Origin of the sequence: Goodfellowiella coeruleoviolacea (assembly GCF_024171785.1) — a bacterium.
Lineage (GTDB): Bacteria > Actinomycetota > Actinomycetes > Mycobacteriales > Pseudonocardiaceae > Goodfellowiella > Goodfellowiella coeruleoviolacea.
Map to the genome: position 1 here is coordinate 200,537 of NZ_JAMTCK010000007.1, position 13,807 is coordinate 214,343.

Annotated in this window: 11 protein-coding genes and 1 pseudogene; 9 read left to right on the plus strand and 3 right to left on the minus strand. The window is 71.9% G+C overall.

The features are described from left to right. Positions 1 to 47: 47 nt before the first annotated feature. On the plus strand, positions 48 to 647 hold the full coding sequence (locus LX83_RS16870) for a leucine-rich repeat domain-containing protein (RefSeq protein WP_253772378.1): 600 nt from the start codon (positions 48 to 50) through the stop codon (positions 645 to 647). 327 nt (positions 648 to 974) lie between these two features. On the opposite strand, the pseudogene LX83_RS16875 reads toward LX83_RS16870, so the two are convergent. Then, positions 975 to 1,379, minus strand: a pseudogene (locus LX83_RS16875) (pentapeptide repeat-containing protein); the annotation flags it as partial. 101 nt (positions 1,380 to 1,480) lie between these two features. Then, on the minus strand, positions 1,481 to 1,693 hold the full coding sequence (locus LX83_RS16880; RefSeq protein WP_253772380.1) for a hypothetical protein: 213 nt from the start codon (positions 1,691 to 1,693) through the stop codon (positions 1,481 to 1,483). 308 nt (positions 1,694 to 2,001) lie between these two features. Between LX83_RS16880 and LX83_RS16885 the strand changes: the two genes are divergently transcribed. The 8 genes from LX83_RS16885 (at position 2,002) to LX83_RS16920 (ending at position 12,804) form a co-directional block, all read left to right on the plus strand. Next, on the plus strand, positions 2,002 to 2,922 hold the full coding sequence (locus LX83_RS16885; RefSeq protein ID WP_253772383.1) for an alpha/beta fold hydrolase: 921 nt from the start codon (positions 2,002 to 2,004) through the stop codon (positions 2,920 to 2,922). Between the two features lie 168 nt (positions 2,923 to 3,090). Continuing rightward, a complete protein-coding gene (locus LX83_RS16890; RefSeq protein ID WP_253772385.1) occupies positions 3,091 to 5,247 on the plus strand; it encodes a glycosyl hydrolase family 95 catalytic domain-containing protein in 2,157 nt (718 codons plus the stop codon). 103 nt (positions 5,248 to 5,350) lie between these two features. Beyond that, positions 5,351 to 5,908 carry a DUF5946 family protein gene (locus LX83_RS16895; protein WP_253772387.1) on the plus strand — a complete coding sequence of 186 codons (558 nt, stop codon included), beginning with the start codon at positions 5,351 to 5,353 and terminating at the stop codon, positions 5,906 to 5,908. Continuing rightward, a complete protein-coding gene (locus LX83_RS16900; RefSeq protein ID WP_253772389.1) occupies positions 5,905 to 6,417 on the plus strand; it encodes a DUF5946 family protein in 513 nt (170 codons plus the stop codon). The genes LX83_RS16895 and LX83_RS16900 overlap by 4 nt, the downstream gene beginning before the upstream one ends. 56 nt (positions 6,418 to 6,473) lie before the next feature. Beyond that, the gene (locus LX83_RS16905; RefSeq protein WP_253772391.1) at positions 6,474 to 6,749 is read left to right on the plus strand and encodes a muconolactone Delta-isomerase family protein; all 276 of its coding nucleotides are present in this window, start codon (positions 6,474 to 6,476) and stop codon (positions 6,747 to 6,749) included. An 87-nt stretch (positions 6,750 to 6,836) separates the two neighbouring features. Continuing rightward, positions 6,837 to 10,097, plus strand: coding sequence for an NACHT domain-containing protein (locus tag LX83_RS16910; RefSeq protein WP_253772393.1), 3,261 nt, complete (start codon positions 6,837 to 6,839; stop codon positions 10,095 to 10,097). 103 nt (positions 10,098 to 10,200) lie between these two features. Continuing rightward, positions 10,201 to 11,664 carry an aminotransferase class I/II-fold pyridoxal phosphate-dependent enzyme gene (locus LX83_RS16915; protein ID WP_253772395.1) on the plus strand — a complete coding sequence of 488 codons (1,464 nt, stop codon included), beginning with the start codon at positions 10,201 to 10,203 and terminating at the stop codon, positions 11,662 to 11,664. A 30-nt stretch (positions 11,665 to 11,694) separates the two neighbouring features. After that, complete coding sequence (locus LX83_RS16920; RefSeq protein ID WP_253772397.1) at positions 11,695 to 12,804, plus strand: MSMEG_6728 family protein; 1,110 nt, start codon at positions 11,695 to 11,697, stop codon at positions 12,802 to 12,804. A 91-nt stretch (positions 12,805 to 12,895) separates the two neighbouring features. Here LX83_RS16920 and LX83_RS16925 read toward each other — a convergent pair whose 3' ends face one another. Then, positions 12,896 to 13,753 carry a manganese catalase gene (locus LX83_RS16925; RefSeq protein ID WP_253772399.1) on the minus strand — a complete coding sequence of 286 codons (858 nt, stop codon included), beginning with the start codon at positions 13,751 to 13,753 and terminating at the stop codon, positions 12,896 to 12,898. Positions 13,754 to 13,807: the final 54 nt, after the last annotated feature.

The following is a 13,807-nucleotide window of genomic DNA, read 5'->3' on the forward strand; positions in this document are numbered from 1 at the left end:
CGGCGCGTACGTTCGGTTTCCCCGAGGGGGGCGACCTCGGCGAGGTGGTGCTGCACGACTTCGGGGACCGGGACCTGGCGGCCACCGTGGCGGGGCGGGACGACCACCCGTGGATCCGGCGGCTGTACCTCAACGACGCCGTCCACCTGGATCTCACCGCGTTGGCCCCGTTGCGGAACCTGCGGGAACTCAGCGTCAACCGCGCGAAGTCCGTGCTGCCCCGCCTGGCCGACCAGCCGGCACTGGAGTCGGTGTCGATCGACGCGGACCAGGTTGACCTCGACCTGCTCGCCGGTCGGCCGAGCCTGTGGGCGCTCAGGCTCAGCGGCGTCACCGGCCCGGTCAGCACCGGTCCACTTCGGACACTGCCGGCACTGACCAGGCTGGAACTGGCCGGACTGGACGTGGTGGACATCGAACAGGTGGCCGAGCTGCCGGCGCTGCGGGTGCTGGCGCTGGACTGGGACCAGTGGCAGCGGCTGCGCGCCGCGAACGCGGTCCCGCCGGGACTCGCCGCCGCGAGGCTGGACGGGAACACCTCGCTCGCCACCGCGGTCGACTGGGCCACGTGGTTGTCCCAGGCCTGTTCGGCTCGCCCGCCCCAGCTGTCCGCGCTGACCGGGACGGTGTACGCGGACCGGGGCTGACGACTCCACCGCACCGGCGGCCACCGGCGGGACCAGCACGCGGCCGGCCCGGCTCGACCTCGGCCGGACGCCCGCACGCCGATGCCCCCGGTGACCTCGGGCGTGGTGGCCGCCGCGAGCACCGGTCAGCGGACCGTCAGCCCGAGCGCGCGCGACGGCCACGGCCTGGTCCGCGCTGATGACCGCGCCGGCCAGGTCGACGGTGAGCGGGTCGAACGCGGACAGGTCGCTGCCGCGCAGGTCGGCCCGCCCGTACTTGCCGCTGTGCGTCTGCGCGCCGGACAGGTCCACGTCGGCGAAGACGCAGTCCGCGCAGTTGGTGCCGGTGAGGTCGGCTTCGCGCATGCGCACCGCCTGGAAGCTGCTGCCGCGCAGGTCGGCACCGGGCAGCCCGGCGAACGACCAGTCGCCGCCCAGCACCCGCAGCGGACGCAGCGTGCACTGCTGGAACTGGCTGCCCACCAGCTTGCACCCGGTGAACGCGGCGTCGAAGAGGTTGCAGCGCCTGAACACGCAGCCGACGAACGCCGAGTCGGTGTGCCGGGAGGCGTTGAGCCGCACGTTGGTGAAGACGCAGTCGGTGAACACCGCGCCCCGGCTGGTCGCCTCGGTCAGGTCGACGTCCACGAAGGAGCACCGGGTGTAGGCCCGGCCGACGAGTTCCTCCGCGTACCAGTCGACGTGCCGGTACTCCTCGTCCTCGATGGGTGCGTGCTCCCTCGGCGCTGTCACGGACCGAGGCTAGCCGGGCACCCCGACAGGACCGGGCCGCCGACCCGCCGGACCCGCAGCACGGCACCCCGCCAGCACCCGTGACCCCGACGCGGTCCTGGCTAACCGCGCACCGGCCCGGCGCCGTCCCCGCTGCCCGCACCGGTGTTGCCCGCACCGGTGTTGCCCGCACCGGTGGTGTCCGCGCCGGCCCGGTCCGCGTGCCGGCGGGGGCGGACCACCACGAGATCGGCTGGCGCGATCACCCGCCAGATCCCGTTGTCCAGCCGCACCGGCACCCCGTAGCGGTCCGCGAGCGCCGGATCATGCGGCATGACAACACCGATCCGGCCACTGGCCGTGCGCACGTAAGCGCCCGGCTCCATGCTTCCGCGCTTTCCGAGCCGCAGGCCGGGAAGGGGTGCGCTGGGACGCGCGGTGGCGGGTCGGAGCGGGTGCGGTTGCCACGTCCATCGCGCCACCTTCCGCCTGAGGCCAGAACCACCCAGCGGGTACCGGGATACCGTTGATACATCGGCATCCCCGTTGCGTTAACCAACCCCCTGACCGGCGGACGTGCCACCGAGGGCACGCGCGCCCGCGTCGGCGAAAAACGCGTTGACACCGCGCCGAGACTGGCGGGGTGAACGACCAGGTGGTGGTGGATCCGGCCCGGTTGGGGCAGACGGTGTTGGTGGACGGCCGGCGGCTGGCGTGGGCCGAGTGGGGGCCCGGCGACGGCAGGCCGGTGCTGTTCTGCCCGGGCGCGGCGACCAGCCGCTGGCTGGGCTTCGCCGGTGACGTGCTCGACGCGCTGGGCGTGCGGCTGATCTCGGTGGACCGGCCGGGTCTCGGCGGCTCCGATCCGCTGCCCGGCCGGAGCCTGCTGGACTGGGCCGCCGACGTGCGCCAGCTCGCCGAGTCGCGGGAGCTGACCGGACTGGCCGCGGTCGGGCTGTCCCAGGGCGCGCCGTTCGCGCTGGCGTGCGCGGCCACGGGAGTGGTGACCGGGGCCGCGGTGGTGTCCGGCACCGACGAGCTGGCCAACCCCGGCTTCGGCGACGCGCTCCACCCGGACGTGCGCGGCATGGTCGCGGCGGCAGCGGCCGACCCGGTGGCCGCCGAGGCGTCCTTCGCCGCCTTCGGCAGCGCCGAGGTCATGTGGGACCTGATCGTGCGGCACAGCCACGACGTGGACCGGCGGGTGTACACCGAACCGGTGTTCGCGGCGGCCTACCGCCGCGCGCTGGCCGAGGGCTTCGCCCAGGGCCCGGCCGGGTACGCCAGGGACACCCTGCTCGCCAACAGCCCGTGGCCGTTCGACCCGGCCGACATCACCGTCGCGGTCGACCTCTGGTACGGCGCACTGGACACCAGCCTCAGCCACTCGCCCGACCACGGCGGGTTGCTGGCCGCCCGGCTGCCGGACGCCCGCCGGCACGTGCTGCCCGAGGCCGGCGGCGCGCTGCTGTGGACGCACGGCGAGCAGGTCCTGCGCGACCTGCTGTCGGGAGTCGCGAAGGGACGGTCGGCGACCGGGGGAACCGCGTCGGCCGCTCGGTGACCGGATGCGGTCAGTTGGTTGACCTGGCGGGCAGATGGCCCAGGATTGGGCCACAGGTCCGATGAACACCGGCCCACCGTGGTCGGCGGAGTGTGGGCCAGGCCGCCAGGGCGGGGAAGCCCGCCAGGTCCGGCTGCTCGTGACCAGGGTGCGGAAGGGCGGCGTGTCATGGTGATCAACCGCAGGGGATTCCTGGCCGGCACCGCGGGTGGCCTGGCAACCACCGGACTGCTCGCCACGCCGGCACTGGCCGGCCCCGCGGCGTCCTCGGCCCCGGCGGGCGGCGGCCGGATCGACCGCAGGGCCGTGGTGTCCCGGCACGACGTGGTCCGCACGGCCAGCGACCCCCAGGTGCCGGTCCAGGTCGGCAACGGCGGGTTCGCCTTCGGCGCCGACATCACCGGTCTGCAGACGTTCGTCCCGTTCGCCACCATGTCCGACTGGGGCTGGCACAGTGACGCGCTGCCCCCTGGCGAGCGGCCGGAGAACTTCACCGGGGTGGAGTGGGAGACGCACGGGCGGATGGTCCGCTATCCCATGGAGGACCCCGCCCACCCCGAGCTGTCCTCGTGGCTGCGGGCCAACCCGCACCGGATCAACCTCGGCCGCGTCGGCCTGTTGCTGCGCCGCGCGGACGGCAGTGCGGTGACCGAGGCCGACCTGACCGACCGGCACCAGCGGCTCGACCTGTGGACCGGAACGCTGCACAGCGAGTTCACAGTGGACGGTGCACGGGTGAGCGTGCGCACCTGCGTGCACCCGGAACTGGACGCGCTGGCCGTGCGGATCGCCTCCCCGCTGGTGGCCGACGGCCGGCTCGGCGTGTTCCTGGACTTCCCGTACGCCAACGGCAAGGACAAGTTCTCCGCGCCGTACGTGGGGATCTGGGACCAGCCGGAGGCGCACAGCACCGAGCTGCACCGGCGCGGCGAGCACGCCGCCACCATCACCCACCGGCTCGACGACACCGGCTACGCGGTCGGGCTCGCCTGGCGCGCCGACGCCGACGTGTCGCCTGTGGACGGTCAGCCGCACCGGTACCTGGTCACCGCCGGGCGCGGCCAAATCCTCGACCTGACCTGCCTGTTCACCCCCGCGCGGGTGGACGGCGTGCCGTCGGCCGAGCAGGTCGCCGAGGCCAGCGCCCGGCAGTGGCCCCGGTTCTGGAACTCCGGCGGGGTGATCGACCTGTCCGACAGCCGCGACCCGCGCTGGCGCGAACTGGAGCGGCGGATCGTGCTCGGCCAGTACACGATGCTGGTCAACGAGACCGGCGACACCCCGCCGCAGGAGTCCGGCCTGGCCAACAACGGCTGGTACGGCAAGTTCCACCTGGAGATGCTCTTCTGGCACGCGGCGCACCACGCGCTGTGGGACCGGTGGCCCCTGGTCAACCCCATGCTCGACAGCTACCGCCAGCTGCTGCCCTCGGCGCGGGAAACCGCGCGGCAGCAGGGTTACGCGGGCGCGCGCTGGCCCAAGATGATCGACCCGAGTGGACGGACCTCGCCCGGGGAGATCAACGCGCTGCTGATCTGGCAGCAGCCGCACCCGGTCTTCTTCGCCGAACTGGACTACCGCGCGCACCCGACCCGGGCCACCCTGCTGAAGTGGCGGGACGTCATCACCGCCACCGCCGACTTCATGGCCTCCTACGCGTTCGACGAGGGCGGCCGGTACGTGCTCGGCCCGCCGCTGCACGTGGTGTCGGAGAACACCGAACCGAGGACCACGGTCAACCCGGCGTTCGAGCTGTCGTACTGGCGGTTCGGGCTGCGCGTGGCCCAGCAGTGGCGCACCCGGCTGGGCATGGGCCGGGACCGGCGCTGGGACGCGGTGCTGCGCGGCCTGGCGCCGCTGCCCGTGCAGGACGGCCGGTACGTGCTGTACGAGGGCGTGGAGAACATGTGGACCGACTACAACTTCGAGCACCCCGCCCTGTCCGGGCTGTACGGGTGGCTGCCCGGTGACGGTGTCGACCTGCCCACCGTGCGCGCCACCGCCGACAAGATCCACCAGGTGTGGCGCTTCGCCGAGGGCTGGGGCTGGGACTTCCCCATGCTGGCGATGAACGCCGCCCGCCTCGGCGACGGCGAGCGGGCCATCGAGTACCTGCTGCACGAGCAGTTCGAGTTCAAGGACACCGGCCTGCCCACCGGCGGCGCCAAGGTGCCCCTGCCGTACTTCCCGGGCACCGGTGGCCTGCTCTACGCGGTCGCGGCCATGTGCGCCGGGTGGGGCACCGGCGGCCCCGGCCACGCGCCCGGGTTCCCCGCCAACGGCCGCTGGACCGTCCGCTGGGAAGGTCTGCGCCCCGCCATCTGACCCGCCCGGGCCGTTCCCGTCACCCGAGGGGGTTGACCCTCCAGCCGCTGGAAGCCCTAGTGTCGCGACCACCGGCCAGACCGCGCGACCAGTGAGGAACACCATGAGCACCCCGCACGAGGTGGCGGCCAGCACGGCCACCGTGCCGTGCACCGGCTGCGGCGCACAGGTGCCCGACGTCGACGGCCCCACGCACGCCTACCTGTCCGCCTCGCCCGGATGCTGGCAGCGGTACGGCGAAGTCGCCACCAGCCTGCTCGCCGGCGCGGGCGACACCGCGGCGCGCTGGTGCCATGTGGACTGCTACGCCGCCCAACACCCGGGCGGCGCCGAGCACGACCGGAGACAACGCCAGTCGGTCGCGGTCCACCTGACCGCGCTGTGCCTGCTGGTGCACCACGGCGTGCCGGCGAACCGGGTGGCCGCGCTGCGCGGACGGCTCAGCCAGACGGTGCTGCCGCGCCTCGGCCTGGCCGACTGGCCCTACCTGACGCCCCCGACGACACCCGGCACCGTGACCGTGGCGGAGGTCCACGCCGCCCACCAGGACGACCGCGTGGCCGTTGGTGAGCGGTGGCTCGGCGCGGTGTGGTCCGCGTGGAGCGCGCACCACCGGACGGTCCAGGAATGGGCTCAGGCCGCGTTGGGCGGACGTGGATGAGCAGGGCCACCGTCAGCACCTGCCCGGGCTGCGGCCTGTCGCGTCCCGACGCCGGGGGAGTCGGGCCCACCGAGCGCACCGCGTCGGCCGCCTGCGCCGAGCGCTACGGCGAACTGCTCGCCCGTTCCTACGGCATTGCCGAGTACCGGCCGGTGCACCAGATCGTGGTGGACGCCTACGCGGCCCAGCACCCGGGTGGCACCAGCCGGCGGGAGATCCAGCGCGTGGCGCTGTGCCTGATGACGCTGTGCCTGTTCATCGAGGACGGTGCCGATCCGAGGGACGGTCCGGTGCTGCACAAGCGGATGGTGGCGACGCGCCCGGACTTCCACCGGCTGGACCCGCCGGCGCACCGCGGCCGGCTGACCGTGGCGGACGTGCTCGCCGCCGACAGCGCGGCCGAGCACACGCGGCTGGTCTGGGCCTGGGGGCGTGACGTGTGGCAGGCGTGGGCCCCGCACCACGCCACCATCCGCGCCTGGAACAGACTGGCCCTGGGCGCCGGATGACCTCGCGGACGACTGCTGAACGGACCACCTGGTTGTAGTCTCAACAGGTGCAGTTCATGGTCATTACCCACCGGTACAGCGATCGGTTCACCGACGAGGACTACGCGGCCGTCCTGCCCGAGGAGACCGACACGGTCCGCCAGCTCTTCGCCACCGGCGCGGTCCGGCAGATCTGGTCGCGCGGCGACATCAAGGGCGCCTGTTTCCTGGTCGAGGCCGACTCGCCGGCCGACGCCGAAGCCGTGGTGGCCACCCTCCCGCTGGCACAGAAGAAGATGTCCAACTTCCAGATCATCCCGTTGCACCCGTACGTCGGTTTCGGGCCAGCCTGACCGGCGTTTGCTTGATCCCGGCCCGTCAGGGCCGGGCCGCACGGCAGGATGAGCGTGCCCCTGTCGTCGCGGAAGGACCGATGCGCGGTGAGCACGTTCAGCTACGCCGAAGCCGTGAAACTGCTCGGCGCCCGGGAGAGCAAGCTCGTCAACGCCCTGGACAAGATCCTGAGCGGCGCGCTGCTCGGCGGGTCCGCGCTCGACCTGTTCGGCCTGATCGGCTGGTTCGACGCCAAGTCCGACTTCATCCGGCTGTGCCACGAGTTCGTGACCAAGGCGGCGGAGAAGCGCACTGGTCTGTCCCGCTACGACCGCACCCAGCGGCTGCACGCCGCGCACGCCGTCATCGTGCTCACCGCGTTCTTCGAGGCGTTCGACGAACTGGACATCCCGGTCAACTCAAGGGAACTGGAGCTGACCAGGGAACGGCAGGTGGTGCTGGCCAAGGCCGGCCCCTGGCTGTCCGGTCTGGCGAACCTGTCCCTGCCACTGGCGATCCCGGAGCGCTCGCACGAGGAGAACCTGAAGTTCGTCAGGTCCTACTACCAGCGGCTGGCTGAAGAACTGGCCGACCTGGTCAGGGGGCTGGCCGTCTGGGACCGGTTGACCGAGACCGAGCAGGGCCGGCTCGCCGCGGCGTTGGGCGAGACCCTGGCCGAGGTGGCCGGCCGCCGCTACCAGGAACTGCTGGGGCGACTCGCGGTCGACTGCCCCGAGTTCGGCTTCTGGTTGTCGCTGCGGGACGGTCAGGCGACGCGTGGCGCGGTCCGCGAGGTGGACAAGGCCCTGGCGGAGGTGGAGCGGTTACTCGGCTCGCTCGCGCTCGGCAACACCCCGCAGGAGTACCGCGCCGAACTCGCCCGCACCTACCGCGCGGTGCTCAACCACCCGATCATCAACCCGGACGAGGTCCCCGACGGCCTGACCATCCCGCTGCTCGCCGACTGCTACATCGACCCGCGCTTCCAGGCGTGCGAGGTGGACGCGACCTGCACGCCGGCCCAGACTTCCTGGTGGGACAACACTGATGCGCGCGACGACGTGCACCGATTCCTCACCGGGTACCTGACCTCCCCGAAGGCGGTCCGCAAACCCCTGCTCGTGCTGGGTGATCCCGGCTCGGGCAAGTCCGTGCTGACCAAGGTGCTGGCGGCCCGGCTGCCGGCGACCGACTTCATGGTCGTGCGGGTGGAACTGCGCACGGTCCCCACCGAGGCGGACCTGGTCGAGCAGATCGAGCACGGCCTGCGGGCCGCCCTGCACGAGCAGGTTTCCTGGGGTCGGTTGGCCAGAACCGCCCCGCCGGCACTGCCCGTGGTGCTGCTCGACGGGTTCGACGAACTGCTCCAGGCGACGGGTGTCAGCCAGACCGGTTACCTGACCAGGATCGCGCAGTTCCAACGGGAGAGCGTCGACCGGGGGCACCCGGTGGCCGTCGTGGTGACCAGCCGGATCAGCGTGGCCGACCGCGCGACCATCCCGGACGACGCGACCGTGATGCGGCTGCTGCCGTTCGACGAGCAGCAGGTGGCCCGCTGGCTGGAGGCGTGGAACGCGGCGAACGGGAGTTTCTTCGCCGCCAACGGTTTGTCGTCGCTGAGCGTGGAAACCGCCATGACTTATCCCGCCCTGGCGGAACAACCCCTGCTGCTGCTGATGCTCGCGCTCTACGACGCGGACGGCAACGCGTTGCAGCGCAATCGGGACACCATTGGCGAGGCTGAGCTGTACGAGCGCCTGCTCACCAGGTTCGCCCGGCGGGAGGTGGTCAAGGACCAGGTGGACCGCACCGAGGACGCCCTGCGCGAGGACATCAAGGACGAGCTGGAACGGTTGTCCGTGGTGGCGTTCGCGATGTTCAACCGGGGCACCCAGTGGGTCACCGAACACGACCTCGACCAGGACCTGGGCGCGCTGTTGAACGTCCAGCCGGACCGCACCGGCACCCGCACCCCGCTCGGCGCGGGCGAGGCGGTGCTCGGCCGGTTCTTCTTCATCCAGCGCGCCGAAGCGGTGCGGGACGAGAAAACCCTGCGCACGTACGAGTTCCTGCACGCCACGTTCGGCGAGTTCCTGGTGGCCAGGCACATCTGGCGGATCCTGGGCGACATCCTCCAGGTGGAACAGTCAAAGCCACGACGAATGCGAGTTGAAGCACCTGACGACAGCGAACTGCGCGCCCTGCTCTCCTTCGCGCCGCTGTGTTCCCGCACTCCCGTGGTCACGTTCCTGCAGGAGCTGGCGAACGCGACCGCGCCCGAGCGGCGAGACGCCCTCGGTTCACTGGTCGGGCAGCTGTTCCAGCTCGCGGAGCAGCCCCGGCACGAGGACAGGTTCACGCGGTACGAGCCGGTTGAGTTGACACCGTCCACCCGGTCTGCGACCTACCGGGTCAACCTGGTGCTGCTCGCCGTTGTCGTCCGGGGCGAACTGCTGGGCAGCGAGTTGTTCGGCGACGAGTTGTTCGGTGACGCGGATGACGTGGTGGACAGGTGGCGTCGGGAAGCCCTGCACTGGAAGTCGCGGATCGCGCACTGGTGGACCCTGGTGAATCTGCTGCACCTGGAACGCCTGTGGCACGAGGGGCAACGGGACATCCGCCTGCGCATCACCTCCGCGCCGGAGCCGGTGCCGCCGGTCGACGTCGTCTGGGCGACCGGTTTGCACCGCGAGAAGTGGCCTCGCGGGGAACGCATCCACCTGATCACCAGCGACCGGGAGCTGCATTTTCTGTGTGATCGCCACGCTGACCTGCTGCGGCACGAGGTTGAGCCGTTGAGCGATCGGATGCGTGCCGTTGTCCAGGTCGCCGAGGGCAACTGGGTGACGGACAACCATGTGGTTTCTCGGCTGCTGGCCGCCGCGGACGCCGACGAGCGGAGGAGTTGGTACCCGGGAGCGGTGGCGCAGTTGGCGGCGATTCTGGAGTACTGGAACGGCCCGGCTAAGCGGCTGGCGACGTTCGTGGCCGACCTCGTCTGCACTGATCCGGCGGTGGACGAGGGGTTGCTCGAAGAACTGATGACCGGAGCGGGGAGCCTGGTGTGGGCCGGTGTCTGCCGGCGGCTGGGGCTCGGCGGTGATGACATCGTGTTGCTGGACATCCTGGCGCGGCACTGGGACGTGGAACGGGCGCTGGAGTCCATTCCGGACGTGGTGGTGGACGCGTGGCTGCGACTGCACGAACGCGGGCACGTCTTCGCCCCCGCGGCCGGTTGCCCCGACCTGGCTGACGTAATTCGTGGAGTCGATCTGCTCGCACTTGCCGCCACCCGGCCGGATCTGATCAAGCGGGCGCGCACGGCCATGTCGGAACTCGACCAGGAACAGCTGATCTCCTGGCCGTGATCCCGTAGTGCGGTGATCAACCAAGCGGGTGGGGCGTCACCGGTCACGGGTGGGTTTGCCCGTGCGGGGGAGTGGGCAACATGCCGGGAAAGGAGGTGTGGACGTGGACCACTCACGGGCGCCGGTACTGGAGGCGATTCAGCGCTACCGCGAACGCGGACACCTGTCGTTCCTGCCACCCGGCCACAAGCAGGGGCGGGGCACCGATCCACGGGTGCTCGACATCGTCGGCAGGGACGTGTTCGCCTCGGACATCATCCTGATGAACGGCCTGGACGACCGGCAGATGAGCAACGGTGTGCTGGCTGAGGCCGAGGAGCTGATGGCCGACGCCGTGCACGCGGACGAGGCGTTCTTCTCCACCTGCGGTAGCTCACTGTCGGTCAAGAGCGCCATGCTGGCCGTGGCCGGGCCGGGGGAGAAGCTGCTGGTGTCGCGCAACGCGCACAAGTCGGTGGTGTCCGCGCTGATCCTGAGCGGTGTGCAGCCCGTGTGGGTGCACCCGCGCTGGGACGAGCGCCACCACCTGGCCCACCCGCCCGGCCCCGACCAGGTGCGGCAAGCGTTCGCCGACGCGCCCGACGCCAAGGGCATGCTGCTGATCACGCCCACCGACTACGGCGGGTGCGCGGCCATCCGGACCACCGCCGACCTGTGCCACGAGCACGACCGCCCGCTGATCGTGGACGAGGCGTGGGGCGCGCACCTGCCGTTCCACCCCGAACTGCCGACCTGGGCGATGAACGCCGGCGCGGACCTGTGCGTGACCAGCGTGCACAAGATGGGCTGTGGCCTTGAGCAGGGGTCGGTGTTCCACCTGCGGGGCGACCGGGTGGACAGCAAGGTGCTCCAGGCCAGGGCGGCCCTGCTGGACACCACCAGCCCCTCGGCGCTGATGTTCGCCGGGCTGGACGGGTGGCGCCGGCAGATGGTGGAGCACGGCAAGGAACTGCTGGACCGGGCGATCCACCTGGCCGACCAGGTGCGCGACGAGTTGCACGGCGTTGCCGGGCTGCGGGTGATCCCCCGGGACGGGCTGGTCGGGCCGACGCTGGCCGACGACCAGGACCCGCTCAAGGTCATGGTCGATCTCACCGACCTCGGGCGGTCCGGCTACGACGCCAACGAGTGGCTGCGCGAGCACCAGCGTGTGGACATGGGACTGTCCGACCACCGCAGGATGGCCGCGCAGATCACCGTGGCCGACGACGACCAGACCACCGGCCGGCTGGTGGGCGCGCTGCGCGCCCTGGTGGAGCACATCGAGGAGCTGCCGCCGGCCAAGCCGATCGCGCTGCCCGCGCCGGGTGAGCTGGAACTGGAGCAGGTCATGCTGCCCAGGGACGCGTTCTTCGGCCCGGCCGAGCAGGTTCCGGCCGAGCGGGCCGTTGGCCGGATCGCGGCCGAGACGATCAGCCCGTACCCGCCGGGCGTGCCCGCGGTGCTGCCCGGTGAGGTGATCACCGAGGCGGTCGTGGACTACCTGCGCACGGGCAAGGCCGCCGGCATGTTCATCCCGGACGCGGCCGACCCCGAGCTGGCCTCGTTCCGCGTGGTCGCCAGGTAGCCGCCCACCGCACCCCAGCAGGGGTTTCCCGTGCAGACGTTCCTGCCAGCACCCCACTTCGCCGAGTCGGCGCGACTGCTGGACTCGCGCCGGCTCGGCAAGCAGCGCGTCGAGGTGGCCCAGATCCTGCGGGCCGTGGTGTGGCCGAGGTACGGCTGGAAGCACCACCCCGCGGTGAGGATGTGGCGGGGGTTCGTGCCCGCACTGGTCAGCTACGGGGTGGCCGTGTGCGACGAGTGGCGGGCCCGCGGCCACGCCGACGCCATGCGCGGTCAGCTGCTGGACTACACCGGCGGCGTCGAACCCCGGTGGGTGGACTGCCTGCGGGAGGGTCTGCTGCCGCCGTGGCTGGGCAGTCCCGCCCTGCACACCAGCCACCGCTCCGCGTTGCTGCGCAAGCAACCCGAGCACTACCGGCCGCTGTTCGGCGACCTGCCCGACGACCTGCCCTACGTGTGGCCGCGACCGGTGTACCCGTCCTGGCCGCTCCGCCGGCCAGTGCCCGGGCAGGCACTGGAACCAGAGCAGGCCGCGCGACTGGCCGGGGTGGACTCGCTCACCGACCGGGAGTGGGCGGTCGTGCACGACCTGCACGCCGGCCGGGACGCGACCCTGTCCGTGCGCGGCCTGGCCGAGGACCGCAGGACCACCTCACCCGGCCACGCCGTGGCCAGGCAACCGGTCGGCACGGACCCGGTGTCCGCGGCCGCCCTGGCGCGGGACAGCGCGACCGGTGTGGACACAGTGGACGGTTCTGCGCACGATCCGGCCGAGGCGGACAGCGAGCACACCGACATCGACCTGGTGGTCCTGGTGGCGGGGTGGAGCACCCCGGGGCTCACCGCCTGGCGCGGTGGCGCGCCCCGGCTGCCAGCGGAGAGCACCAGTCTGGCCGAGCCCGTTGCCGCCCGGCGCATCGGGCAGCGGGCCGGCACGGTGAGCCGGTCGGTGGCCAGGCCACCCAGCCCGGAGGATCTCGCGGCCATGCGGGCGGAAGCGGATCTGCCGGCGGAGTTCCGGTTCTTCCGGTCTGGGCAGCCGCTGCCCCGTCCGGTGGACCGGTTCGGCCTGGTGGTGCTCGACCGGGTGGCCACCGGCCGTCGCCCCGCGGTGGCCGCCCCGGTGCTCACCATCACCTGACTCACCTGGCTCGTCTGGACAGGTGTGCGGGCCGCCGGCGCGGCGTGCGCCAACGACCCGCTCGTCCCCCTCAACCAGGTCACCGGGCGGCTCAGACCGTGGAGTGCGCGCCGGTGGTCGCGGTCTGGGGCGGGGTGCCGTACAGGCGGGGGTCGCCCGGTGGCAGGACCGGCCGTTCGCCGTGCGCCTCTGGCCGGTCCGCCAGCTCGAACCGCGTGCGCCCGTCCGCGGCCTGACCGGACGCCCACCTGCCCTCGCCAATGGCGTTGCCGTCACTGAACTTGATGACCTTGTTGGCGTACTCCTGGTGCTGCTCCTCCACGGGGAACGCCTCGGGCACCGGGATGCCGCCCAGCCCGTCGGACTCCAGTTCCTCGACCGCGGCCAGCCACTGCATCTGGTGCAGGTGGTCCCTGGCGAGCAGGAACTTCAGCAGGTCCTTCACGCCCCGGTCGTCGGTCATGTTGTACAGCCGCGCCACCTGGAGCCGGCCCTGCATCTCGGCCGTGGCGTTGAGGTGGAAGTCCGCGAGCAGGTTGCCGCTGGAGGTGATGAACGCGGCGCTCCACGGCACCCCGTTGCTGTCGTAGGGGTAGCCCCCGCCCCCGTTGACGATGCTGTGCTGCGGGTTGGAACCGCCGAAGACCGCGGCGAGCATGGGGTTGTCCTGCTGCGCCGCCTCCTGCGCCGACAGCGGCGCCGACTCCAACAGGCGCGCGATCATCGTGCACAGCATCTCGACGTGCGCGAGTTCCTCCGTACCGGTGGACAGCAGCAGGTCCTTGTACTTGCCGGGCAGCCGGCAGTTCCACCCCTGGTAGAGGTACTGCATGGCCACGGTCATCTCGCCCCACTTGCCGCCGAGCACCTCCTGCAGGCGGTTGGCGTACTCGGCGTCCGGGGCTTCCGGCTTGGCTTCGAACTGCAAGTCCTGGGTGTGAACGAACATCAAGACCTCCTGTCGGTGTCGGGCGCGGGGAGTGCGCGCACCCTCACCAGTAGG

Bases quoted from the DNA above. Each gene is read 5' to 3' on its own strand.
- LX83_RS16905 (WP_253772391.1), top strand. From the start codon at position 6,474: ATGGTCATTACCCACCGGTACAGCGATCGGTTCACCGACGAGGACTAC.
- LX83_RS16895 (WP_253772387.1), top strand. From the start codon at position 5,351: ATGAGCACCCCGCACGAGGTGGCGGCCAGCACGGCCACCGTGCCGTGC.
- LX83_RS16900 (WP_253772389.1), top strand. From the start codon at position 5,905: ATGAGCAGGGCCACCGTCAGCACCTGCCCGGGCTGCGGCCTGTCGCGT.
- LX83_RS16925 (WP_253772399.1), bottom strand. From the start codon at position 13,753: ATGTTCGTTCACACCCAGGACTTGCAGTTCGAAGCCAAGCCGGAAGCC.
- LX83_RS16890 (WP_253772385.1), top strand. From the start codon at position 3,091: ATGGTGATCAACCGCAGGGGATTCCTGGCCGGCACCGCGGGTGGCCTG.
- LX83_RS16880 (WP_253772380.1), bottom strand. From the start codon at position 1,693: ATGCCGCATGATCCGGCGCTCGCGGACCGCTACGGGGTGCCGGTGCGG.